This window comes from Streptomyces katrae (assembly GCF_000717655.1).
In the GTDB taxonomy this organism is placed as follows: domain Bacteria; phylum Actinomycetota; class Actinomycetes; order Streptomycetales; family Streptomycetaceae; genus Streptomyces; species Streptomyces katrae_B.
The window spans coordinates 1-19,280 of the sequence record NZ_JNZY01000066.1 but is presented as its reverse complement, the minus strand read 5'-3'; the positions used below and the strand labels follow the sequence as shown (position 1 = coordinate 19,280).

Annotated in this window: 21 protein-coding genes; 10 read left to right on the top strand and 11 right to left on the bottom strand. The window is 72.8% G+C overall.

Features of this window, described 5'->3' with window-relative positions:
- The first annotated feature begins 30 nt into the window (after positions 1 to 30).
- A complete protein-coding gene (locus IF09_RS0138020; RefSeq protein WP_030303893.1) occupies positions 31 to 429 on the top strand; it encodes a VOC family protein in 399 nt (132 codons plus the stop codon).
- Between the two features lie 3 nt (positions 430 to 432).
- Here IF09_RS0138020 and IF09_RS0138015 read toward each other — a convergent pair whose 3' ends face one another.
- Complete coding sequence (locus IF09_RS0138015) at positions 433 to 1,227, bottom strand: DUF4239 domain-containing protein (protein ID WP_030303892.1); 795 nt, start codon at positions 1,225 to 1,227, stop codon at positions 433 to 435.
- A 7-nt stretch (positions 1,228 to 1,234) separates the two neighbouring features.
- Complete coding sequence (locus IF09_RS0138010) at positions 1,235 to 1,636, bottom strand: winged helix-turn-helix transcriptional regulator (protein ID WP_037637109.1); 402 nt, start codon at positions 1,634 to 1,636, stop codon at positions 1,235 to 1,237.
- 148 nt (positions 1,637 to 1,784) lie between these two features.
- Here IF09_RS0138010 and IF09_RS0138005 point away from each other — a divergent pair, with 148 nt between their 5' ends.
- Positions 1,785 to 2,396: an NAD(P)H-binding protein gene (locus IF09_RS0138005; protein WP_030303889.1), complete on the top strand. Its 612-nt coding sequence runs from the start codon at positions 1,785 to 1,787 to the stop codon at positions 2,394 to 2,396.
- Entirely contained in the window at positions 2,393 to 2,893 is a 501-nt protein-coding gene (locus tag IF09_RS0138000; protein ID WP_078613715.1) for a nitroreductase/quinone reductase family protein, read from the top strand. Before IF09_RS0138005 ends, IF09_RS0138000 begins: the two co-directional genes overlap by 4 nt.
- A gap of 4 nt (positions 2,894 to 2,897) precedes the next feature.
- Here IF09_RS0138000 and IF09_RS0137995 read toward each other — a convergent pair whose 3' ends face one another.
- Positions 2,898 to 3,185 (bottom strand): hypothetical protein, encoded by a 288-nt coding sequence (locus tag IF09_RS0137995; protein ID WP_030303885.1) that lies wholly within the window; start codon positions 3,183 to 3,185, stop codon positions 2,898 to 2,900.
- Positions 3,186 to 3,438: 253 nt separating this feature from the next.
- Between IF09_RS0137995 and IF09_RS0137990 the strand changes: the two genes are divergently transcribed.
- Complete coding sequence (locus tag IF09_RS0137990) at positions 3,439 to 4,074, top strand: hypothetical protein (protein ID WP_030303883.1); 636 nt, start codon at positions 3,439 to 3,441, stop codon at positions 4,072 to 4,074.
- 90 nt (positions 4,075 to 4,164) lie between these two features.
- Here the strand turns inward: IF09_RS0137990 and IF09_RS0137985 are convergent, their stop codons facing one another.
- The 5 genes from IF09_RS0137985 to IF09_RS0137965 form a co-directional block, all read right to left on the bottom strand.
- Positions 4,165 to 5,637, bottom strand: a complete 1,473-nt coding sequence (locus IF09_RS0137985; protein WP_030303881.1) for an aldehyde dehydrogenase family protein — start codon at positions 5,635 to 5,637, stop codon at positions 4,165 to 4,167.
- Positions 5,634 to 7,373 carry an N-acyl-D-amino-acid deacylase family protein gene (locus IF09_RS0137980; protein ID WP_030303878.1) on the bottom strand — a complete coding sequence of 580 codons (1,740 nt, stop codon included), beginning with the start codon at positions 7,371 to 7,373 and terminating at the stop codon, positions 5,634 to 5,636. Before IF09_RS0137980 ends, IF09_RS0137985 begins: the two co-directional genes overlap by 4 nt.
- A 317-nt stretch (positions 7,374 to 7,690) precedes the next feature.
- Positions 7,691 to 8,812, bottom strand: coding sequence for an LLM class flavin-dependent oxidoreductase (locus tag IF09_RS0137975; protein WP_030303877.1), 1,122 nt, complete (start codon positions 8,810 to 8,812; stop codon positions 7,691 to 7,693).
- 117 nt (positions 8,813 to 8,929) lie between these two features.
- A complete protein-coding gene (locus IF09_RS0137970) occupies positions 8,930 to 9,715 on the bottom strand; it encodes an SDR family NAD(P)-dependent oxidoreductase (protein WP_030303876.1) in 786 nt (261 codons plus the stop codon).
- Between the two features lie 20 nt (positions 9,716 to 9,735).
- Positions 9,736 to 10,686, bottom strand: a complete 951-nt coding sequence (locus tag IF09_RS0137965) for an LLM class F420-dependent oxidoreductase (RefSeq protein WP_030303875.1) — start codon at positions 10,684 to 10,686, stop codon at positions 9,736 to 9,738.
- A gap of 181 nt (positions 10,687 to 10,867) precedes the next feature.
- On the opposite strand from IF09_RS0137965, the gene IF09_RS0137960 reads away from it, so the two are divergent.
- Positions 10,868 to 11,518 carry a hypothetical protein gene (locus IF09_RS0137960; protein ID WP_051833594.1) on the top strand — a complete coding sequence of 217 codons (651 nt, stop codon included), beginning with the start codon at positions 10,868 to 10,870 and terminating at the stop codon, positions 11,516 to 11,518.
- A gap of 51 nt (positions 11,519 to 11,569) precedes the next feature.
- On the opposite strand, the gene IF09_RS41310 is transcribed toward IF09_RS0137960, so the two are convergent.
- The 3 genes from IF09_RS41310 to IF09_RS0137945 are packed head-to-tail and all read right to left on the bottom strand — an operon-like array spanning position 11,570 to position 14,519.
- The gene (locus tag IF09_RS41310; RefSeq protein ID WP_078613716.1) at positions 11,570 to 12,529 is read right to left on the bottom strand and encodes a L,D-transpeptidase family protein; all 960 of its coding nucleotides are present in this window, start codon (positions 12,527 to 12,529) and stop codon (positions 11,570 to 11,572) included.
- Between the two features lie 26 nt (positions 12,530 to 12,555).
- Positions 12,556 to 13,821, bottom strand: coding sequence for a sensor histidine kinase (locus IF09_RS0137950; protein ID WP_037637107.1), 1,266 nt, complete (start codon positions 13,819 to 13,821; stop codon positions 12,556 to 12,558).
- A complete protein-coding gene (locus tag IF09_RS0137945; RefSeq protein ID WP_030303864.1) occupies positions 13,818 to 14,519 on the bottom strand; it encodes a response regulator transcription factor in 702 nt (233 codons plus the stop codon). Before IF09_RS0137945 ends, IF09_RS0137950 begins: the two co-directional genes overlap by 4 nt.
- 102 nt (positions 14,520 to 14,621) lie before the next feature.
- Here IF09_RS0137945 and IF09_RS0137940 point away from each other — a divergent pair, with 102 nt between their 5' ends.
- From IF09_RS0137940 to IF09_RS0137920, 5 genes are read left to right on the top strand one after another with little or no spacing between them, the layout of a single operon-like run.
- On the top strand, positions 14,622 to 15,125 hold the full coding sequence (locus IF09_RS0137940) for a hypothetical protein (RefSeq protein ID WP_051833592.1): 504 nt from the start codon (positions 14,622 to 14,624) through the stop codon (positions 15,123 to 15,125).
- The gene (locus tag IF09_RS0137935; protein ID WP_030303860.1) at positions 15,122 to 16,234 is read left to right on the top strand and encodes a peptidoglycan-binding protein; all 1,113 of its coding nucleotides are present in this window, start codon (positions 15,122 to 15,124) and stop codon (positions 16,232 to 16,234) included. Before IF09_RS0137940 ends, IF09_RS0137935 begins: the two co-directional genes overlap by 4 nt.
- Positions 16,231 to 16,968, top strand: coding sequence for an ABC transporter ATP-binding protein (locus tag IF09_RS0137930; RefSeq protein ID WP_051833588.1), 738 nt, complete (start codon positions 16,231 to 16,233; stop codon positions 16,966 to 16,968). The genes IF09_RS0137935 and IF09_RS0137930 overlap by 4 nt, the downstream gene beginning before the upstream one ends.
- A complete protein-coding gene (locus tag IF09_RS0137925) occupies positions 16,965 to 18,167 on the top strand; it encodes an ABC transporter permease (RefSeq protein WP_030303856.1) in 1,203 nt (400 codons plus the stop codon). The genes IF09_RS0137930 and IF09_RS0137925 overlap by 4 nt, the downstream gene beginning before the upstream one ends.
- A 58-nt stretch (positions 18,168 to 18,225) precedes the next feature.
- A complete protein-coding gene (locus IF09_RS0137920; RefSeq protein ID WP_051833586.1) occupies positions 18,226 to 18,819 on the top strand; it encodes a 2'-5' RNA ligase family protein in 594 nt (197 codons plus the stop codon).
- The last annotated feature ends 461 nt before the right edge of the window (positions 18,820 to 19,280 follow it).

The following is a 19,280-nucleotide window of genomic DNA, read 5'->3' as shown; positions in this document are numbered from 1 at the left end:
CACAACCACCCACCCCCGTACCCTCCCCCCATGATCACTTCAGGCACCCACATCCGCATCGCCCGGCCCTCCCTCGACCTCGCCGCCGCCGAGCGGTTCTACGTCGGCGGGCTCGGGCTTGGCGTCCAGTGGCGGAGCGCCGACGTCGCGCCCGGGGAACACGAGCTGCTGATGGTCGGGCCCGCCGGCGGGGGCTGGCACTTCGAGCTCACCCGGGACCCCGCCGCCCCCGTCGCGCCCTCCCCCACCGTCGACGACCTGTTCGTCGTCTACCTCGGCGAAGCCCCCGACGAGGCCCTCGTCCAGCGGCTCGTCGAGCACGGCGGGACCCGGGTCGCCGCGCACAACCCGTACTGGGACGAGTACGGGGTCACCGTCGCCGACCCCGACGGCTACCGCCTCGTGCTCTGCTCCCGCACCTGGGGCTGATCCCTAGGAGGCGCGCCAGAACTGGGCCAGCGCCGCCTCCTTGTACGGGGCCGGGGTGACGCTGAGTTCCCCCGCGAAGGGGCGGTCCAGCACCATCACCAGCAGCAGGCTGAAGCCGATCAGCGCCGCCACGGCCGAGACGAACAGCAGCTGCATCTTCAGGCTGCGCAGGCCGAACAGGAACGTGAGCGGGAGGATCACCAGCGCGCCCCCGTACACCAGCACCTGGAGCAGAACCGGCAGGGACGTTTCGGCCATCGTGACGCGGGCCCGCCGCTGGGCGGCGACGTCGTTGAGGCGGCCGGCGGCCTCACCGTAGAAGGTCTCGCTGCGGGTGCCGGTGGGCTCGTACGCCTGGAGCGCCTTGTACAGCCCGTGCGTCTGCTCGGCGGTGGCCTCGTAGCTCGGCTTGCCGTCGCGCATGAGCGGCCACTGGATCTCGACGACGGCGTGCACGTAGTCGCCCACCGCCCGCTCCACGCGGGCGCGTTCGGCCGGCGGGAAGGCCTCGGCGCTGCGGACGACGAGGGCGAGGTCGGTCGCCTCGGCCGCGACGACGGTCTGGGTGTTCTCCAGCTGGGTCCAGAGCGTGACGACGACGAAGGCCAGGATGATGCCGTAGATGGCACCGAACATGCCGAGGGCGACGCCGACCATCTCGTTGTGCTCTCCGCCGGCGAGGTGCGGGAATCTGCGGCGGGCGGCGAGGCTGCCGCCCACGGCGAGGGCGACGAAGCCGCCGACGAGGAGGATGCCGAGGGTGAACGTGCTGAGGGTGTTGAGCAACCAGAGGATCATGGCCTGTTCAACGATCAACTCCCGCTGAGGGCCCGACCGTGGGGGCGGCCACGGACTCGGCCGAGGACCCGCCCGCGAGCCCCGCCTCCTGGGCGTCGATGAGCTCGTCCCAGTGCTCGCGCGTCCAGTCGCACGCCGCGTCCAGCGGGCCGAGGAGGCCGTGGCCGAGCGGGGTGAGGGCGTACTCGACGCGGCGCTCCGGCGGTGCCTGCTGCGTCCGTACGACGAACCCGTCGCGCTCCAGGGCACGCAGCGACTGGGTGAGGGACTTGGACGTGATGCCGCGCAGCGGGACCTTGAGTTCCGAGAAGCGGCGGGGCCCGCCTTCGAGGCAACGCAGGATCATCGAGGCCCACTTGTCGCCGATCCGGAACGGGACCAGCGGTGACGGGCAGACGGGGTCGAACATCTCCGGGTCAAGTGGCTCCCGTTCCGGCTCCCGTTCCGGCTCCCGTTCTCGTTCTCGTTCTCGTTCTCGTTCTCGTTCTGCTTCACGCATGATCCAAACGGTAGGCCGGTATCCGGTCGGTAACCAGGCCCTTTCCTAGGGTCGCCCCATGACGAACAACGGCAGGGGAAACAAGGTCATCGTGTTCGGCGCTCGCGGGCGGGTCGGCCGGGCCGTCGTCGCCGAGGCGCGGGCGCGCGGGTACGAGGTCACGGAGGCGGGGCGCGGCGACGGGGACGTGACCTCGGCGGCCGACGTGGCCCGGCTGGCGGTGGGGCACGATGCGGCGGTCGCGGCGGTGTACGACGCACAGGCGGCCCCGGGGGAGTTCTTCCCGGCGGCGGCGCGGGCGCTGGCGGCGGGCCTCGCGGAGGCCGGGGTCGGGCGGCTCGTGTCCGTCGGGCTGGCGTCCGTACTGGCCACGCGGTCGGGGGCGGCGCTGATGGACACACCGGGATATCCGCAGGAGTGGCGGGAGTTCTACGTCGGCCACGGCGCCGGGACCGAGGCCCTGCGGGCGGCGGCGCCGGCGCGGCTCGACTGGGCGGTGCTGAGCCCGGCCGGAGACTTCTCTCCCGCCGGGGCGCCCGGCGGCGGCTACGCCTTCGGCCCGGCCGACGCCGCCGGCCGGATCGCGCACACCGGCTTCGCCCGGGCGGTGCTGGACGAGATCCGGACCCCGACGGTGCACCGCGCCCACGCGGGGGTGACGTCGGCATGACGGTCGACCCGATCCGCCCGGCCGACCCGATCCGCCCGGCCGGCGCGGCCACCACCGCCGCCGCCGCCGCGGCCACGGACAGCCCGAACCCCTGGGTGGCCGAGCACATCCGGCGCTTCGAAGAGACCGCCGGGCAGCCGCGGCCCGGGATCTCGGACCTGCTGCTGACCACGCGGGGGCGGCGGTCCGGGCTGCTCCGGCGCACGGCGCTGGCCTACGTACGGGACGGGGACGGGGACGGTGCCGCGTACGTCCTGACGGCTTCGAACGCGGGCGCCGACCGGCACCCGGCGTGGTACCTGAACCTGGAGGGCGACCCCGCCGTCACGCTCCAGGTCGGCGCCGGGACCTTCCCCGCGACTGCCCGGCGGGCCACCCCGGCCGAGGCGGAGCGCCTGTGGCCGGTGGTGGTGGCGGCAATGCCCTCGTACGGGGCCTACCGGGCGGCGACGGACCGCGAGATCCCGCTGGTGCTGGTCACCCCTACGGGTTCCTAGCCGGTCAGCGGATCGCCGGGGTCTTCGGCAGGCCCTGCAGGGCGTTGCCGGCGCCCGCGAGCGAGGTGTCGGTGGCCTTGGTGGCGGAACCGGCGGCGGAGGCGGTGACGGCCACGGCGGTCTTCGTGTCCTGTACGGCCTGGCCCGGGTGGTCGGCGATGTCGCCGACACGCTGGGCGAGCGGGGCGGCCGCCTGAAGGTTCGGCCCGTCGGCGTGGGCGGCGACGGGGGTCAGGGCGAGGGCGCCACCGGAGAGGACCAGGGCGGCAAGGCTGCGCTTCATGGCGTTCATGCCGTGCAGAACGACCCGCCGGTGTCCCGGTCACCGCCCGGCGGCACTTTGGGGTGACGGCCCGTGCGCCACGGCGCCGCGGGTCCGCAACGCCCGCGGCCTCCGGCCGGGGGGCGGTCCGGGGCCGCGAGGGCGCAGTGGTTCAGGGGTGGAAGTTTCCCGTGTGACTTTTCGGGCGGCCGTTTGTCGCGGACATGATCGTCGCTCTAGAGTCCCGACGATCAAGGTCATCGACACGGGGGATCATCCGCGCATGCGCACCAGAACAGTCATCGCCACCGCCACCACCCTCACCGCGCTCCTCACCCTCACCGCCTGCGGGAGCGACGACGGCGCGTACGCCGGGGACATCGCCTCGGTCGGCGGCATCGGTGCAGGCGGCGACGGCGGAGCGCCCAAGAAGGGCAACGGACTCGGCTTCAAGGGGCTGGTCAAGGCGGGCTCCATGGCCGAGGCCACCCGCATCGTGGGCAGGTACACCAAGTGCACCGAGGTCTCCAAGGCCCAGGAGGGCTACGACCCGGGAGAGGGCCCGGACGACAAGTACGGGGCGGCGTACTCCGTGACCGAGCGCGGATGGTGCAACGACCGCGGTGACACCGGGATCTTCCTCATCAAGGACCCGAAGGCCTTCCAGGCCGCGTTCAAGGCCGAAGTCGACAAGGAGTACGCCGAACACCCGAAGCGGCACGTCAACATGGGCTTCGTCATCGGTCAGGACTTCGCCGTCGGCTCCCGGAGCACGGACACGATGACCGCCATGCTGAGCGCGAAGAGCGGGATGGTCGTCCTGAACTGCCACCCGGACTTCAGCCCGCCGAGCGGCTACCGCAAGGAGCCGGCCCTCGTGAAGGGGTGCGTCCTCACGGACTACCTCTCGGAGAAGTGATCCGCGGGGAGTGAACCGCGCAGTGAACCGCTGGGCATCACGTGCGCGGGCGCGGGGCCGGGGCCCCGCGCCCGCTCCCGGCGGTCCGGCTCAGCCCGCCCAGACGATCGACTGCACCTCGCTGTACGCGTGCAGCGCGTACGAGCCCACGTCCCGCCCGACGCCCGAGCGCTTGAAGCCCCCGAACGGGGCCTCCATGTTCCGGCCGATCGTGTTCACGCCGACCCCGCCCGCCCGCAGCCGCCGCGCCACCCGGAAGGCGCGCGCCGCGTCCCCGGACCACACGTAGCTCAGCAGGCCGAAGTCGCTGTCGTTGGCCAGCCGGACCGCCTCGTCCTCGTCCCCGTCGAACGGCACGACCACGACCACCGGCCCGAAGATCTCCTCCCGGACCACCCTCATGTCGTTCGTGCAGTCCACCAGCAGCGTCGGCGCCACGTAGAAGCCGCGGCCGTCCCCGACCACCGGCCGCTCGCCGCCGTACGCGATCCGCGCGCCCTCCTTGCGCCCCAGCTCGACGTACGACTCCACGCGGTCGCGGTGCGCGGCCGAGATCACCGGCCCGACCACCGTGCCCGCCGCCGCCGGGTCGCCGACCTTCATGAAGGCCAGGTAGCCCGTCAGCTTCTCGACCAGCTGCTCGTACACCGACCGGTGCACGATCACCCGCGTCGGCGCCGTGCAGATCTGGCCGGAGTAGAAGGAGAAGGTGGTGCCGATCCCCGTCACGGCCGCGTCCAGGTCGGCGTCCTCGAAGACGATCGCCGCGCCCTTGCCGCCGAGCTCCATCAGCTGCCGCTTCATCGAGCGGCCGCAGACCTCCGCGATGCGCTGTCCGACGCCCGTGGAGCCGGTGAACGACACCATGTCCACGTACGGGGAGTCCACCGCGGCCTCGCCGACCCCGGCCGAGGCACCGCAGACCACGTTCACCACGCCCGCCGGTGCGCCCGCCTCGTGCAGCGCCCCGGCCATCTTGAACACCGACAGCGGATCCTGCGGGGCCGGCTTCACCACCACCGTGTTGCCCATGGCCAGGGCCGGGGCCACCTTGCCCGCCGGGTTCGCCCACGGGTTGTTGTAGGAGGTGATGCAGGTGACCACGCCGACCGGCTGGCGCACCTCCAGCGCCCCCAGGATGCTCGCCCTCCCCATCGGGCCGGCCTCGGTGACCTGCGGCGGCAGCCCGCGCTCCACCGGCTCGAGGGCGCCCTTCGCGTACCGCCGGAAGCGCGAGACCCCGACCCCGACCTGCATCCCGCGCGCGATGCCGGTCGGTGCGCCCGTCTCGGCGCGGGCGAGGGCCGCCCACGGCTCGTACTCGCGCTGCATGATGTCCGCGGCCCGGTCGAGGATGGCCGCCCGCGTCTCGGGGGCCGTACGGGACCAGGCCTCGAAGGCCTCCGCCGCCGCGCGCGCCGCCTCCTCGACCTGGGCGCGCGAGGCCTCGGGCGCGAGCCCGACCACCGATTCGTCCGCCGGGTTGACCACCTCGTAGTGCCCGGCGGCGGGCTCCACCCACTCGCCGCCGATGTACAGCTTCTGCTGCAGGGGCTCGCTCAACGCGTGCTCACCGTCCTCGTGTCGCGGCCCGAGCGGAGCACGATGCCGGGGATCGCACCCGTCACCTCGTCGTCGCGGATGGTCTCCACGCCGTTGACGCGTACGGACACGATCCCGATCGCCCGGGCGTCCAGCCGCGGGCTGTCGCCGGGCAGGTCGTGCACGAGCGTCGCCGGACCGGCCTCGATCCGCTCCGGGTCGAACAGCACCAGGTCCGCGTGGAACCCCTCGGCGATCCGTCCTCGTTCGCGCAGCCCGAACAGCTGCGCCGGGTCGTCGGTGAGCATCTTCACCGCCTGCTCCAGCGGCACCAGCTTGCGGCCGCGCAGGCAGTCCCCGAGGAAGCGGGTGGTGTACGGGGCCCCGCACATGCGGTCCAGGTGCGCGCCGGCGTCGGAGCCGCCGAGCATGACGTCCTCGTGCTGCCAGGTCTCGGCGCGCAGCGCCCAGCTCGCCGGGTCGTTGTCGGTCGGCATGGGCCAGAGCACCGTACGCAGGTCGTCGTTGGCGCAGATCTCGACCAGGCACTGGAAGGGGTCTTGGCCGCGCTCGGCGGCGATGTCGCCCACGACCCGGCCGGACAGGCCCTCGTTCTCCTTGCTGTACGTGTCCCCGATGACGTAGCGGCCGAAGTCGGCGAGGCGCCGGAAGACCCCGGCCTCCTTGCTGTCGGCGCGGCGCAGCATCTGCGCCCGTACGCCGGCGTCGCGCAGCTTCGCGATCCGCTCGGGCACGGGCAGGCCGAGGATCTCGCCCCAGCCCGGGATCAGGTTGAGCGCGCAGAAGGTGCCGAGCGACATGTTCATGGGGGTGAGGATCGGCATGGTGAGCGCGACGATGCGGCCGCCGGCCTTGCGGGCGCGTTCGCTCGGTACGAGCTGGCGCGGCACCCGTTCGGGGACGGCGGCGTCGATGGTGAGGACGTTCCAGTTCAGCGGGCGGCCGGCGGCTGCGCTCATCTCGACGAAGAGGTCGATCTCCTCGTCGGCGAACTGGTCGAGGCAGCCGGCGACGATGGCTTCGAGCTGGGTGCCTTCGTGTTCGGCGACGGCCTTGGATAGCGCGATGAGCTCGGCGGGCTTGGCGTGGCGGGAGGCCACGGGGGCGCCGTCACCGTCGGAGTGGGTGGCGGACTGGGTGGTGGACAGGCCCCAGGCGCCGGCGTTCATGGCGTCGTGGAAGAGGTCGAGCATCTGCTGCATCTGCTCGGGGGTGGGCTGCCCGCCGACGGCGTCGGCGCCCATGACGTGCCGGCGCAGTGCGCAGTGGCCGACCATGAAGCCCGCGTTGACGGCGATCCGCCCTTCGAGGGCGTCGAGGTACTCGCCGAAGCCGGACCAGGTCCAGTCGACGCCTTCCTCGAGGGCCTTGAGGGCCATGCCCTCGACCTTGCTCATCATGCGGCGGGTGTAGTCGGCGTCTTCCGGGCGGGCCGGGTTGAGCGGGGCGAGGGTGAACCCGCAGTTGCCGCCGGCGACGGTGGTGACGCCGTGGTTCATGGAGGGGGTGGCGTACGGGTCCCAGAAGAGCTGGGCGTCGTAGTGCGTGTGGGGGTCGACGAAGCCGGGGCACAGGACGAGCCCGTGCGCGTCCTCGTCGGTCCGGGCCTCCTCCGTGACCGTGCCCGGCTCGCCGATGACGGCGATCCGCCCGTCCCGGATCCCGACGTCGGCGGTGAACGCGGGGCCGCCCGTCCCGTCCACGACGGTGGCTCCTTTGATCAGGTGGTCGAGCATGACTCCCCTTCTGCGTTGCGGTACGTGGTGCGGCGCGCGCCGTCGTCCTGGGGCTCCGCCCCGGACCCCGCGCCTCGCACGTAGGCGGGCCTGGATCTGCCGCTGCGCGGCAACCGGCCCGCCGGGCAGCAGGCGCAAGCACGGATCAGCCGCATCCGGCCCCGTCGGCGTTTGAGGCGCGGGGGTTCGGGGGCGGAGCCCCCGCAACGGCGCCGCACGCGCAGGACCGAGCCCCGCGCCCCGGCCGGTGGCCGCCCGGCCGGGGCCGGTTTCGGGACGGCGGTCCGGGAAGACGCCGCCCCTGTTCCCCCGCCGGGTCAGACGGCCTGGCGGAAGCGCGTCGTGCGGTGGACCGGGTCCGTGTCGATCTTCGGGATCACGTGCTCGCCGATGAGCTTGATGGTGGTCATCGTGTCCTCGTACGAGACGCCGGTCGGCAGGCCGAACGACAGCTGGTCGGCGCCCGCCTGCTCCCAGCGCTTGCACTGCGCGAGCACCTCGGACGGGTCGCCGCAGATCAGCAGTTCCTCGGCGATCAGCAGCTCGATGATCTCCGCGTTGTACTCGGGCAGCGTTTCGGGCCACTGCGGGATCGCCTCGGGCCGCGGGAAGGTGTCGTGGTAACGGAAGACCAGCGACTGGAAGCGGTTCATGTTCGCGTTGACCGCGATCTCCACCGCCTTGTCGTGCGTCTCGGCACATATCGCGGTGGAGGTGACCATCACGTTGTCGTTGACGAACGCGCCGATGGCCTTGGCCTCCTGGATGGCCGTCTTGTACTGCTCCAGCACCCACTCCATGTCGGAGACCTTCTGGACGCTGAACCCGAGGACGCCGAGGCCCTTCTTCGCAGCCATCGCGTACGAGGACGGGGAGCCCGCGGCGTACCACATGGCCGGGTGGGCCTTGCCGTACGGCTTGGGGAAGATCTTCCGCGGCGGCAGCGACCAGTGCTTGCCCTGGAACCCCTCGTACTCCTCCTGGAGGAACATCTTGGGGAACTCGGCGATGGTCTCTTCCCAGATCTCCTTGGTGGCGTTCATGTCCGTGATGCCGGGCAGGAACCCGAGGATCTCGTGGCTGCCGGCGCCCCGCCCGGTGCCGAACTCGAAGCGCCCCTTGGAGAGGTGGTCGAGCATGGTGACCTTCTCGGCCACCTTGACCGGGTGGTTGACCGGGGCGAGCGGGTTGAAGATGCCGGAGCCGAGGTGGATGCGCTCGGTGGCGTGGGCGAGGTAGGCGAGGAACACCTCGTTCGCCGACAGGTGGGAGTACTCCTCCAGGAAGTGGTGCTCGGAGGCCCAGGCGTACTTGAAGCCGGACTTGTCGGCCTGGATGACGTACTCGGTCTCCTCGACCAGCGCCTTGTGCTCTGCCTCGGGGTCGACCTTGGACCGCGCCTCAGGCACGTATCCCTGCACGAAGAGCCCGAATTCCAAGGGGGTTCACCGTCCTTTGACTTCTGACGTGTCGTCAGATTCGATGAGTCGACTGTTCCACCGCGGAAGCGGGAGCGTCAATACCTGACGCCCCATCAGATGGGGTGGAGGGAAGATCTAGAGGATGCTGACGCCCGCCATCCACCCGCCGTCGATCACGAACGGCTGGCCGGTGATGTACGAGGAGTCCTCGCTGCTCAGGAACAGGGCCAGCTTGGCCACCTCGTCGGGCCGGCCCACCCGCCCCATCGGCACGACCCGCTGGTAGAGCTCCGCCATCGCGTCCCGGGCCTCGTCGCTCATGTTGGCCGGGTCCAGCAGGCCGGGGTTGGCCATCGGGGTGTCCACGGCGCCCGGGCACATCGCGTTGACCCGGATGCCCTTGGCAGCGAGCTCCAGCGCGGCCACCCGGGTCAGGCCGACGATCGCCGCCTTGGTCGCCGCGTACGAGCCGACGTACGCCATGCCCGTCAGGCCGGTGTACGAGGAGGTGTTGACGATGGTGCCGCCGCCGGCCGCCTCGATCTCGGGGGCTACGGTCTTGATGCCGAGGAAGGCGCCGACCTGGTTGACCTGGACCAGCTGCTGGAACTCCTCCAGCGGGGTCGAGACCAGCTCGTTGAAGCGCAGGATGCCCGCGTTGTTGACCAGGCCGTCGACCGGGCCGAAGGCCTCCTTGGCGGCGGCCACGGCGGCCGCCCAGTCCTCCTCCCGGCTCACGTCCATCCGTACGTACCGGGCGCGGTCCTCGCCTATCTCCTTGGCGACGGCGGCGCCCTGCTCGTCCAGCACGTCGCCGAGGAGCACCTTGGCCCCCTCGGCGGCGAAGAGGCGGGCTTCCTGCTCGCCCTGGCCGCGCGCCGCACCCGTGATGACGACGACGCGCCCGTCCAGCTTGCCCATGCCCGTACTCCTAGTCGTTGTCACTGGTCGTTGAGAAGCGGGCCGACCTCGGCCCCGAAAGCGGCGATCTGGTCGGTCAGTTCGGCGCGCTCGCGGCTGCGGAAACGGACCTGGATCTGGTCCACGCCGAGCGCCCGGTACGCGCGGAGGGACTCGGCGAGCACCTCCGCCTTGCCGGTGAGGGCGCGGCGGCCGGTGTCCCAGCCGGGCTCGCCGACGTACAGCGCCTCGGTGATCGCGCCGAACTCGATGGGGTCCGCGACCCCGGCCTCGGCGCGGAGCTCCTTGATCCGGGCGATCTGGCCCGGCAGCTTGTCCCGCGGGTCGCCCTGCGGGAGCCAGCCGTCGCCGCGCACGGCGGCCCGGCGCACGGCGGCGGGCGAGGAGCCGCCCACCCAGACGGGGATGCGGGCCTGGGCGGGGCGGGGCAGCTGGCCGAGGTCCTTGAAGGAGAACAGTTCGCCCTCGAACTCCGGGTACTCCTCGGGCCCGAGGGCGGCGCGCAGCGCGTCCAGGGTCTCGTCGAGGACGGCTCCGCGGCGGGCGAAGTCGACGCCGAGGACCTCGAACTCCTCCTGCACGTGGCCGGCGCCGACGCCGAGGATCAGCCGGCCGCCCGAGAGGTGGTCGAGGGTGGCGTACTGCTTGGCGCTGACCAGCGGGTGGCGCAGGCCCGGGATCGCGACGTGGCTCAGCAGGCGTACGCGCTCGGTGATCCCGGCGAGGAAGGCGAGGGTGGCCACCGGGTCGTACCAGACGGTGCTCATCGGTCCGGCGAGCCGGCGCGGGATGGCGACGTGGTCGCAGGTGGCGACGTACCCGAAGCCGGCCCGGTCGGCGGCCCGCGCCACCTCGGCGAGGTCGGCGGCGGTGGCCGCGGCCTCCCAGGGCTCGGCGTAGATGGTGCTCTGCGACTGGATCGGGAGCTGCATCCCGTAGACCAGCCGGCCCTCCGCAAACACGCGCGCCATGCCGCACCGCCTCGCTTCGTCTGTCGCCCACGTCTTCGGCTGCCGATGCGCGTCCCGCCGGCGCCGGGGGCCATCGTCGTAGCTGACGGACCGTCAGGCAAGGGGTTCGACCCGGCCACGCGCCGGGTGGCCCGTGCGCGGGGGATGTGCCGGGAGGGGCGCGTTGGCTAGGGTGCCGCGCGTGGATCTCTTTCTGACGCTGGTCAGCGGGGTGGCGTGGACCGTCGTGTACGTGGAGGCGATCCGGGTCGGGCTGCGGGACCGGACGTATGCGATGCCGGTGGCCGCGCTCGCGCTGAACTTCGCGTGGGAGGCGACGTACGCCGCGGGCGAGTTCATGAGCGGGGTCTCCGCGCAGGGGATCGTCAACGTCGTGTGGGCGGTCGCCGACATCGCGATCATCTGGACGTACCTGCGCTTCGGGCGGGCCGAGCTGCCCGCGTTCGTGACACGGCCGCTCTTCGCGGCGTGGAGCGTGCTCGTGTTCGGCACCGGCTTCGCCGTGCAGTGGCTGTTCGTCGCGCACTTCGGGACGCACGACGCGAGCCGCTACTCGGCGTTCCTGCAGAACCTGCTGATGTCCGGGCTGTTCATCGCCCTCTACGCCGACCGGTGCGGGCCGCGCGGGCAGTCCCTCGTGATCGCCGTCGCGAAGTGGCTCGGGACGCTCGCCCCGACGCTGCTCTTCGGGGTCCTCGAGGACTCGCCGTTCATCCTCGGGCTCGGCGTCATGTGCAGCGTCTTCGACCTGGCGTACATCGGGCTGCTGCTGAGGGGGCGGCGGGTGGCCGCCGCACCGGCCGGTCGGGAACCGGCCGGTCTCGCGGTCTGACCCCGGCCGGCCAGAAGCCGGCCGGTCAGGAGCCGGTCGGGAGCCGGCCGGTCAGAAGCCTGCCGGTCCCATCACGATGACCGGCTTCGCCGCCGGGTCCAGGGTGGTCAGGAGCTTCTTCATGGCCTCCTTCGAGATGCCGATGCAGCCCTGCGAGGGGCCGTTGTGGTCGACGTGGAGCCAGATGCCGCCGCCCTTGTCCTCGCCCTCCGGCTTGACCAGGTCCAGCGGGGAGACCCCCGTCCGGCGGTTGTAGTCGATCGCGATGACGTATTCGAACGCACCCGCGAGGGACTCACCGTTCACGCCCCGGCCGGTGGGGACGAAGAGCCGGTTGTGGTCGTACGGGAACTTCGTGCCCGGCGGCTTCGCCAGCAGCCCGCCGGCGTCGCTCAGGGTGAACACGCCCACGGGTGTGGTGAGGTCCCCGTCCTCGCGTTCGGACGAGTTCCAGCCGCCGGCGCCGTTGTGCGCGGGCCAGCTCTCGGTGGTCCGGACCCAGTCGGCTCCGGCTGCCTGCCGGCTGTAGAGGGTCGCCGTGGACTCCGAGGAGTCCCTCCCCTTGCCGGTGACGAGGAGGAGCTGGCGGGAGCTGGCCGGGATCCTGGCGAGGGTCTCCTCGCTGACGTCGGCGAGGCCGTGGGCGGGGGCGTCCGGGGCTGCGGTGGCGCCGGAGGCTCCCGGAGCTCCCGGAGCGCCGGATGCCGCCGGTGCACCGGGGGCGCCGCGTACCTCGCGGGCGGCGCGGGCATCGCCTGCGGGGTCGGCGGAGCCGGTGGTCTTGGCGGGCCCGGTGGGCTTGGCGGCGCCGACCACGGCGGCCGCGCCCCCAGGGCGGTCTCCGGTCCGGGCCTGGGCCGTGGCGCCGCGGTGGTCGTCCTGGGCCGTGTACGCCCATCCGGCCCCGAAGGCCAACAGGCCCAGGGCGGCGGCGATGGCGACCCGCCGGGGCGAGCGGACGGCGCGGTACGTGCGGGGACTACGGGAGCGGGCGCGGGGGTGCTTGCTCATGCCTCCGACGGTACACATCGGAACATTCAGGACTCTTGAGGCGGCGGCCGGAGCGGCGCGGGTCCCACCGGAAAGCGGACCCTGACAGTCAGTCCGCCGCCCGGAGCGGGATTGGCCCGCGCCACCAGCTTCGCGCCGTGCGCCCGCGCGACCGAGGCCACGATGGAGAGCCCGAGGCCCGCACCCTCGCCCGCGGTGTGCTGCCGTTCGGCCCGCCGCCGGAACGGTTCCAGCAGCCGTGGTACGTCGGCGGGGTCGATCACCGGGCCGGTGTTGGACACCGTCAGCGCCCCGCCGGCGGAGGTCGCCACGCTGATCCGGCCGCCCGGCCGGTTGTGCCGTACGGCGTTGCCGAGCAGGTTCCGCACCAGATGGCCCAACAGCGCCCGGTCACCGGTCACGGCCAGCGGCGCAAGGTCCCGTACGACGCCCGGCCGCCCGGCCCCCGCGCCGGACTCCGGGCCCGCCTCGGCCCGGGCGGCCTCCGTGAGTTCGGCCTCGACCAGGGCCGCCAGGTCCACCGGGGCCGTGGTCTCCAGGCCCTCCTCCGACACCGCGAGCAGCAACAGCGACTCGATGAGGTGCTCGCTGGAGTCGGCGACGCCGATCAGCTTGGAGCGGATCCGGGCCACCTTCTCCGGCGGCGGGTCCCCCGCCAGCCCGATCTCGGCGGCCGCCCGCTGGACGGCGAGCGGGGTTCGCAGCTCGTGGGCGGCGTTGGCGGCGAACCGGCGCTGCGCGCCCACCAGGCCCTCCATCCGGTCGAGCATGCCGTCGAAGGTGTCGGCCAGACGCTTGAGCTCGCCGGGCGGGGCCTCGAGGCCGATCCGCTCGTGCAGGTTCTCCCCCGAAAGGCGGCGGGCCGTTTCGGTGATGACGCCGACGGGGCGCAGCACGCGGCCGGCCATCCACCAGGCCAGCCAGATCGACGGTACGGCGAACACGGCGAGGGCGATGAGCGAGACGATCAGCAGCTCGTGGAGGGTGGCGGACTCGACGGCGGAGGACAGGTTGCGGGTCACGGCCCACGTCTGGAGCTGCTCCTGGGTGGGCTCGGCGGCGCCGGGCGGGAGCCGCTGGGCGGGGACGGCCTTGAGCGGTTGGCCTTCGACGGCGGCGCGTTCGAACGCGGTGCCGGGGACGGCGGTGGTGACGGCTCCGCTGATGCGGGTGTAGAGGCCGCCCCGCAGCAGGATGTTGATCAGGGTGATCAGGCCGCCGCCGGCGAGGACGAGCAGCGAGCCGTAGAGCGCGGTGAGACGGGCACGCTCGGAATGGAGCACTGCTCTCATCGCGGATCGGCGATCTTGGCGGTGCCGGGGCCCGCCGCCGGAGCGGTGATCCGGTAGCCCGCGCCCGGCACGGTCTCGATCAGCGGCGGCTCGCCCAGCTTGGCCCGCAGCTTGCTGAGGGTCACCCGTACGGCGTTCGTGCTGTACGAGGTGCCCTCCTCCCACACCTGCTCGATCAGGTCGTCGTTGCCGAGCACGGCGCCCTCGGCCCGCAGCAGTGCCTCCAGCACGGCGAACTCCTTGCGCGACAGCGCGAGCCGGTGCCCGTCGCGGGTCGCGGTCCTGCGGGCCGTGTCGACGGCGATCCCGCAGCGATCCAGCACCGGCGGCAGGGCCGGCCGGGCCCGCCGGCCCAGCGCCAGGACGCGGGCGAGGAGCTCGTCGTAAGCGAAGGGCTTGGTCAGGTAGTCGTCGGCGCCGAGGCCGAGCCCTTCGACCCGGTCCCGTACGGTCCCGGAGGCGGTCAGCATCAGGACGCGGGTCAGCAGCCGCTCGCGCACCACGTGCCGGCAGACCTCGTCGCCGTGCAGGCCGGGCAGGTCGCGGTCGAGGACGAGGACGTCGTACTCGCCGAGGCGCAGCCGCTGCAGGGCCTCGAGGCCGTCGCCCGCCTCGTCGACGGCCAGCGCGTCGCGGCGCAGCCCGTCGGCGATCATCTCCCGGAGGAATTCCTCGTCCTCCACCACCAGAACTCGCATGCCGCCCTCTTTACCGGAATCTCGCATTTCCTCGTCATAAGCAAGATCGGAGAGGGAAGCGAAACCCGCCTCTCGTGCAGGGTCGGCCGCATGAAGCGATCCATGACCATGACCACGGCCGCGGCCCTCACCGGGCTGACCCTCTTCGTCACCGCGTGCACGGGCGGTGTCGGTTCGGACGGGAAGGACGGGAAGAAGGAGGACTCCACCGAGAACAACGCGTCGAGCGGCGGCGGCAGCGGAACCGCCAGCGGCGCCGACGCCGACAAGGCGCTCAAGACGCGCAAGTGCCTGCGCGAGCACGGCATGGACGCGCCCGACCCGGAGCCCGGCCAGGACCCGCGCGGCATGACGCTGGGCTCGGGCAGCGAGGATCCGGAGGCGCTGAAGAAGGCCTTCGACGCGTGCGGGCTGCAGGCCCCCGGGACGGGCCAGATGTCGCAGGAGCAGAAGGACAAGGCCCTGAAGTGGGCCAAGTGCATGCGGGACAACGGCGTGAACATCCCCGACCCGGAGTTCAACGGCAGCGCGATGAGCGCGACCCAGATCCCCGAGGGCCAGGAAAAGGCCTTCGAGCAGGCCCAGAAGAAGTGCGACGCCGCGTGAGGCGGCGCGGCAAGTGGCTGCTGGGCTCGCTGGCCGTCGTACTCGCCGTCTCCGGCGGGGGGTACGCGGTGACGGCCCAGCCGCGGGGGGACTCGGACGGTTCCAAGGACCGGCGCGCGGACGGGCTGCCGCAGCAGACGGCTCCGGTGACGCGCGGGGACCTCAGCTCCGGGCTCAGCGTGGAGGGCACCCTCGGCTACGCGCAGGAGCGCAAGCTCGCCGCGGGCGGCCCGGGGGTGCTGACCTGGGCCGCCGGCGCCGGCGCGGCGATCGAACGGGACGGGAAGCTGTACGAGGTCAACGGCAAGCCCGTGCGGCTGATGTACGGGAGCACGCCCGTGTACCGGCCGATGAAGACCGGGGACAAGGGCGAGGACGTCAGACAGCTCAAGCGGAACCTCCAGGCCCTCGGGTACGGGACCGGGCTCGACCCGGAGGACGGTACCTTCACGGCGGGCACGGCGACGGCGGTCAAGCGCTGGCAGAAGGCGCACAAGGCGGCGGAGACCGGCGAGGTCGGCAAGGACGACATCGCCTTCGCGGCCGGCCCGCAGCGGGTCCAGAAGAACGACACGGCGGTCGGCGACGAGCCGACGCCGGGCAAGCCGGTGCTGACCCTGACCGGAACCGAACGGATGGTCCGGTTCCAGTTGGACGTGGCCAAGGCGGGCGCGGCGAAGACCGGCGACGAGGTCACCGTGAACCTGCCGGGCGGCGGCAAGGCGACCGGGCAGATCGACTCGGTGGGCAGCACGGCGAACCCGGACGACCCGAACGGCGCCGGGGGCGGGTCCGGCGGCGGCGGTGGCGGCGGTGGCGGGAAGCCGAAGGTCGAGGTGAGCGTCTCCCTCGACAACGCCTCCGAGATCAAGGGCCCGGACCAGTCCCCGGTATCGATCCGGCTGACCGGCGAGACCCGCAAGGGCGTGCTCTCCGTACCGGTCAACGCACTCCTCGCGCTGTCCGGCGGCGGCTTCGGCGTCCAGGTCGTCGAGAACGGCGCGGTCCGTGACGTCCCGGTCGAGCTCGGCATGTTCGGGCAGGGCCGCGTCGAGGTCAAGGAGGACGCCCTCAAGGAGGGCATGCAGGTGGGGATCCCGAAGCAGTGACGACGACAGTGGCCGCCGCAGAGAACCGGCACGCGCGCGCCGTCGTGGAGCTGGCGGGCGTCACCAAGGAGTACCCGGGCGGGGTCAAGGCCCTGCGCGGGGTGGACCTCACGGTCCTGAACGGCGAGCTCCTCGCCATCGTCGGCCCGTCCGGCTCCGGGAAGTCCACCCTGCTGCACATCGTCGGCACCCTCGACCGCCCGAGCGCCGGCGCGGTCGCCATCGCCGGGCACGACATCGCGAGCCTGTCCGACCGCGCCCTGTCGGCACTGCGCTCACGCCATATCGGCTTCGTCTTCCAGTCCTTCCACCTCGTACCGGGCATCAGCGCGCAGGCGAACGTCGCCGAGGGGCTGCTGTACTCCGGACTCTCGCGCGCCGAGCGCGGCCGCCGGGCGGCGCGGGCGCTGGAGCGGGTCGGCCTCGGGGACAGGATGGAGCACCGGCCGCACGAGCTGTCGGGCGGGCAGAAGCAGCGCGTGGCGATCGCCCGCGCGGCGGCCGGCGAGCCGGACCTGCTGCTGGCCGACGAGCCGACGGGCGCACTGGACTCGGCGTCGGGGCAGTCGGTGATGGAGCTGCTGCACGAGCTGAACGCGGACGGGGCCACCATCGCCGTGATCACCCACGACCAGGAGATCGCGGCGAGCCTGCCGCGGCAGGTGCGGATCCGGGACGGGGAGATCGTGGCGGACACATGGAACACGGCGCGGGCGGAGGCGGGAACACGATGAGGGCCGCCAGGAAGCTGACCCCGTCCCGCCTCGGCCCCCGGGACGTCCTGCACGTCGGCTCGGCGGGGCTGCGGTCTCGGCCGATGCGGGTGTTCCTGTCCGCGCTCGGGATCGCGATCGGCATCGCGACGATGATCGCGGTGGTCGGGGTGTCCTCGTCCAGCCAGGCCGAGCTCCTGCGCGAGCTCGACAAGCTGGGCACGAACATGCTGGTGGCGACGCCGGGCCAGTCGATGTTCTCGGGGCAGGACACGAAGCTGCCGAAGGAGGCCCCGGGCATGATCTCCCGTATCGAGGGGGTCGAATCGGTGGGTACGACGGGCGACGTCGCGCAGTCCGTACGGCGATCGGAGAACATCCCGAAGGAGGAGACCGGCGGCATCGGCCTCAAGGCCACGAAGGACGACCTGCTGGAGGTGCTGCGCGCCCGGATGCAGAAGGGGACGTGGCTGAACGGGGCCACCGGACGCTACCCGTCGGTGGTGCTCGGGAACGTGTCGGCGGAGCGGCTGGGCATCACCGATCCGGGGCAGCAGGTGTTCATCGGCGGCCGGTACTTCACGGTCATCGGCATCCTGGACCCGGTCCCGCTGGCCCCGGAGATCGAGCGCTCGGCGCTGATCGGCTGGGAGGCGGCGGAGCAGCTGCTCGGCTTCGACGGCCACCCGACGGCGGTGTACGAGCGCTCGGCGGACGACCGCGTGGCGGCGGTCCGCAGCCTGATCGCCCCGACGGCCAACCCGCAGTCCCCGAGCACGGTCTCGGTGACGGACCCGTCGGCGGCGCTCCAGGCGAAGGCGGCCACGGAGGGCGCCTTCAGCACGCTCCTGCTGGGGCTGGGCGGGATCGCCCTGCTGGTGGGCGGCGTCGGGGTCGCGAACACCATGATCATCTCGGTCCTGGAGCGCCGCCACGAGATCGGCCTGCGCCGTTCGCTGGGCGCGACCAAGGGCCAGGTGCGCATCCAGTTCGTCACGGAGTCCCTGCTCCTGTCGGGCCTCGGCGGCCTGGCGGGCATCGCCCTCGGCGCTGCGGCCACGGCGGCCTACGCCCGGGCGGGCGACCTCCCCTGGGTGGTCCCCCTCTGGGCGGTGACGGGCGGCTTCGCCTCGACCCTGGCGATAGGCACCCTGGCAGGCCTCTACCCGGCAGTCCGCGCGGCCCGCCTGTCACCGACGCTGGCGCTGCAGGCGGGGTGAGGGGGCGGGCGCCGGGTGGCGGGGCGGTGGCGGGCGCCGGGTGGCACCATCCGGTGTCATGGCACCCGACTCCCCCGACACCACGCTCGGCTCCACGTCCGGCACCCCGTCCGGCGCCACGTCCGACACGAGCCGCTTCGAGGCGGGCCGGACAGGCCTCCTCGTGAAGGTCCCCGAGGCCGAACCAGCCGTTCGCGCATGGCGCGAACGGCTGGACCCCTCGGCCCTCGCCGGGGTCCCGGCGCACGTGACGGTGCTCTTCCCGTTCCTCGACGAGCACCTCATCGACGCCACCGTCCACGCGGCGCTCGCCGAGACCCTGGGCAGCCACCGGGCCTTCGACGTCCGGTTCGCCGAGAGCCGCCGCTTCCCGGAGGTGCTGTACCTGGCCCCCGAACCGGACACGCAGCTGAGGCTGCTCACCCGCGCCATCACCGACCGCTGGCCGCAGGCCCAGCCGTACGGGGGCCGGTTCCCGGACGTCGTCCCGCATCTGACGGTCGCACAGCGACAGGAGCCGGAAGTACTGGCCGAGATCGAAGCCGACCTGGCACGCTCGCTCCCCCTCACGACCCGCATCTCGTCGGTCGACCTGATGGTCCACGACGGAGTGGCATGGCGGGACCGGGCGTCGTTCGCACTGCGGGGATGAGGGGCGGAAAGGCCGACCGGGGCGAGGACGGGACCGGTGCACTCCGCATCGGAGAGTCCGACCGGGACGTGCGGGTGGGGGGCCGTGCACCCGGCGCCGGTAGGGCCGGCCGGGACGAGCGGACGGCGGGGCCGCGCACGCGGCGTCGGCAAGGCCGGCCGGGACGAGCGGGCGGCCACGCACCCGGCGGCGGGAAAGCCGGCGGAACGTGCGGGCGGCGGGGGCCGTGCACCCGGCGCCGGTAGGGCCAGCCGGGACGAGCGGGCGGCGGGAGCCGCGCACCCGGCACCGGCAAGGCCAGCCGGGGCTTGAAGGGCGGGGTATGTGTGAGCGGTGTCGGTGTGTGTCCGGGGGCGTCCCGGCAGTCCACTGTCCTTCCGTGTCGTGCCGGTCCCTCAAGGGCGCTCCTCCTTCGTCGTCGCGTCGCTTCGCGATGGCCTTCGGCCACCCTTGACCGACCG

What these genes read in the sequence shown, in the direction of transcription:
- IF09_RS0137990 (WP_030303883.1), top strand. Translation starts at nt 3,439, where the DNA reads ATGCGCACCAGAACAGTCATCGCCACCGCCACCACCCTCACCGCGCTC.
- IF09_RS0137920 (WP_051833586.1), top strand. Translation starts at nt 18,226, where the DNA reads ATGGCACCCGACTCCCCCGACACCACGCTCGGCTCCACGTCCGGCACC.
- IF09_RS0138020 (WP_030303893.1), top strand. Translation starts at nt 31, where the DNA reads ATGATCACTTCAGGCACCCACATCCGCATCGCCCGGCCCTCCCTCGAC.
- IF09_RS0138000 (WP_078613715.1), top strand. Translation starts at nt 2,393, where the DNA reads ATGACGGTCGACCCGATCCGCCCGGCCGACCCGATCCGCCCGGCCGGC.
- IF09_RS41310 (WP_078613716.1), bottom strand. Translation starts at nt 12,529, where the DNA reads ATGAGCAAGCACCCCCGCGCCCGCTCCCGTAGTCCCCGCACGTACCGC.
- IF09_RS0137950 (WP_037637107.1), bottom strand. Translation starts at nt 13,821, where the DNA reads ATGAGAGCAGTGCTCCATTCCGAGCGTGCCCGTCTCACCGCGCTCTAC.
- IF09_RS0137995 (WP_030303885.1), bottom strand. Translation starts at nt 3,185, where the DNA reads ATGAACGCCATGAAGCGCAGCCTTGCCGCCCTGGTCCTCTCCGGTGGC.
- IF09_RS0137980 (WP_030303878.1), bottom strand. Translation starts at nt 7,373, where the DNA reads ATGCTCGACCACCTGATCAAAGGAGCCACCGTCGTGGACGGGACGGGC.
- IF09_RS0137970 (WP_030303876.1), bottom strand. Translation starts at nt 9,715, where the DNA reads ATGGGCAAGCTGGACGGGCGCGTCGTCGTCATCACGGGTGCGGCGCGC.
- IF09_RS0138010 (WP_037637109.1), bottom strand. Translation starts at nt 1,636, where the DNA reads ATGTTCGACCCCGTCTGCCCGTCACCGCTGGTCCCGTTCCGGATCGGC.
- IF09_RS0137965 (WP_030303875.1), bottom strand. Translation starts at nt 10,686, where the DNA reads ATGGCGCGCGTGTTTGCGGAGGGCCGGCTGGTCTACGGGATGCAGCTC.
- IF09_RS0137925 (WP_030303856.1), top strand. Translation starts at nt 16,965, where the DNA reads ATGAGGGCCGCCAGGAAGCTGACCCCGTCCCGCCTCGGCCCCCGGGAC.
- IF09_RS0138015 (WP_030303892.1), bottom strand. Translation starts at nt 1,227, where the DNA reads ATGATCCTCTGGTTGCTCAACACCCTCAGCACGTTCACCCTCGGCATC.
- IF09_RS0138005 (WP_030303889.1), top strand. Translation starts at nt 1,785, where the DNA reads ATGACGAACAACGGCAGGGGAAACAAGGTCATCGTGTTCGGCGCTCGC.
- IF09_RS0137940 (WP_051833592.1), top strand. Translation starts at nt 14,622, where the DNA reads ATGACCATGACCACGGCCGCGGCCCTCACCGGGCTGACCCTCTTCGTC.
- IF09_RS0137945 (WP_030303864.1), bottom strand. Translation starts at nt 14,519, where the DNA reads ATGCGAGTTCTGGTGGTGGAGGACGAGGAATTCCTCCGGGAGATGATC.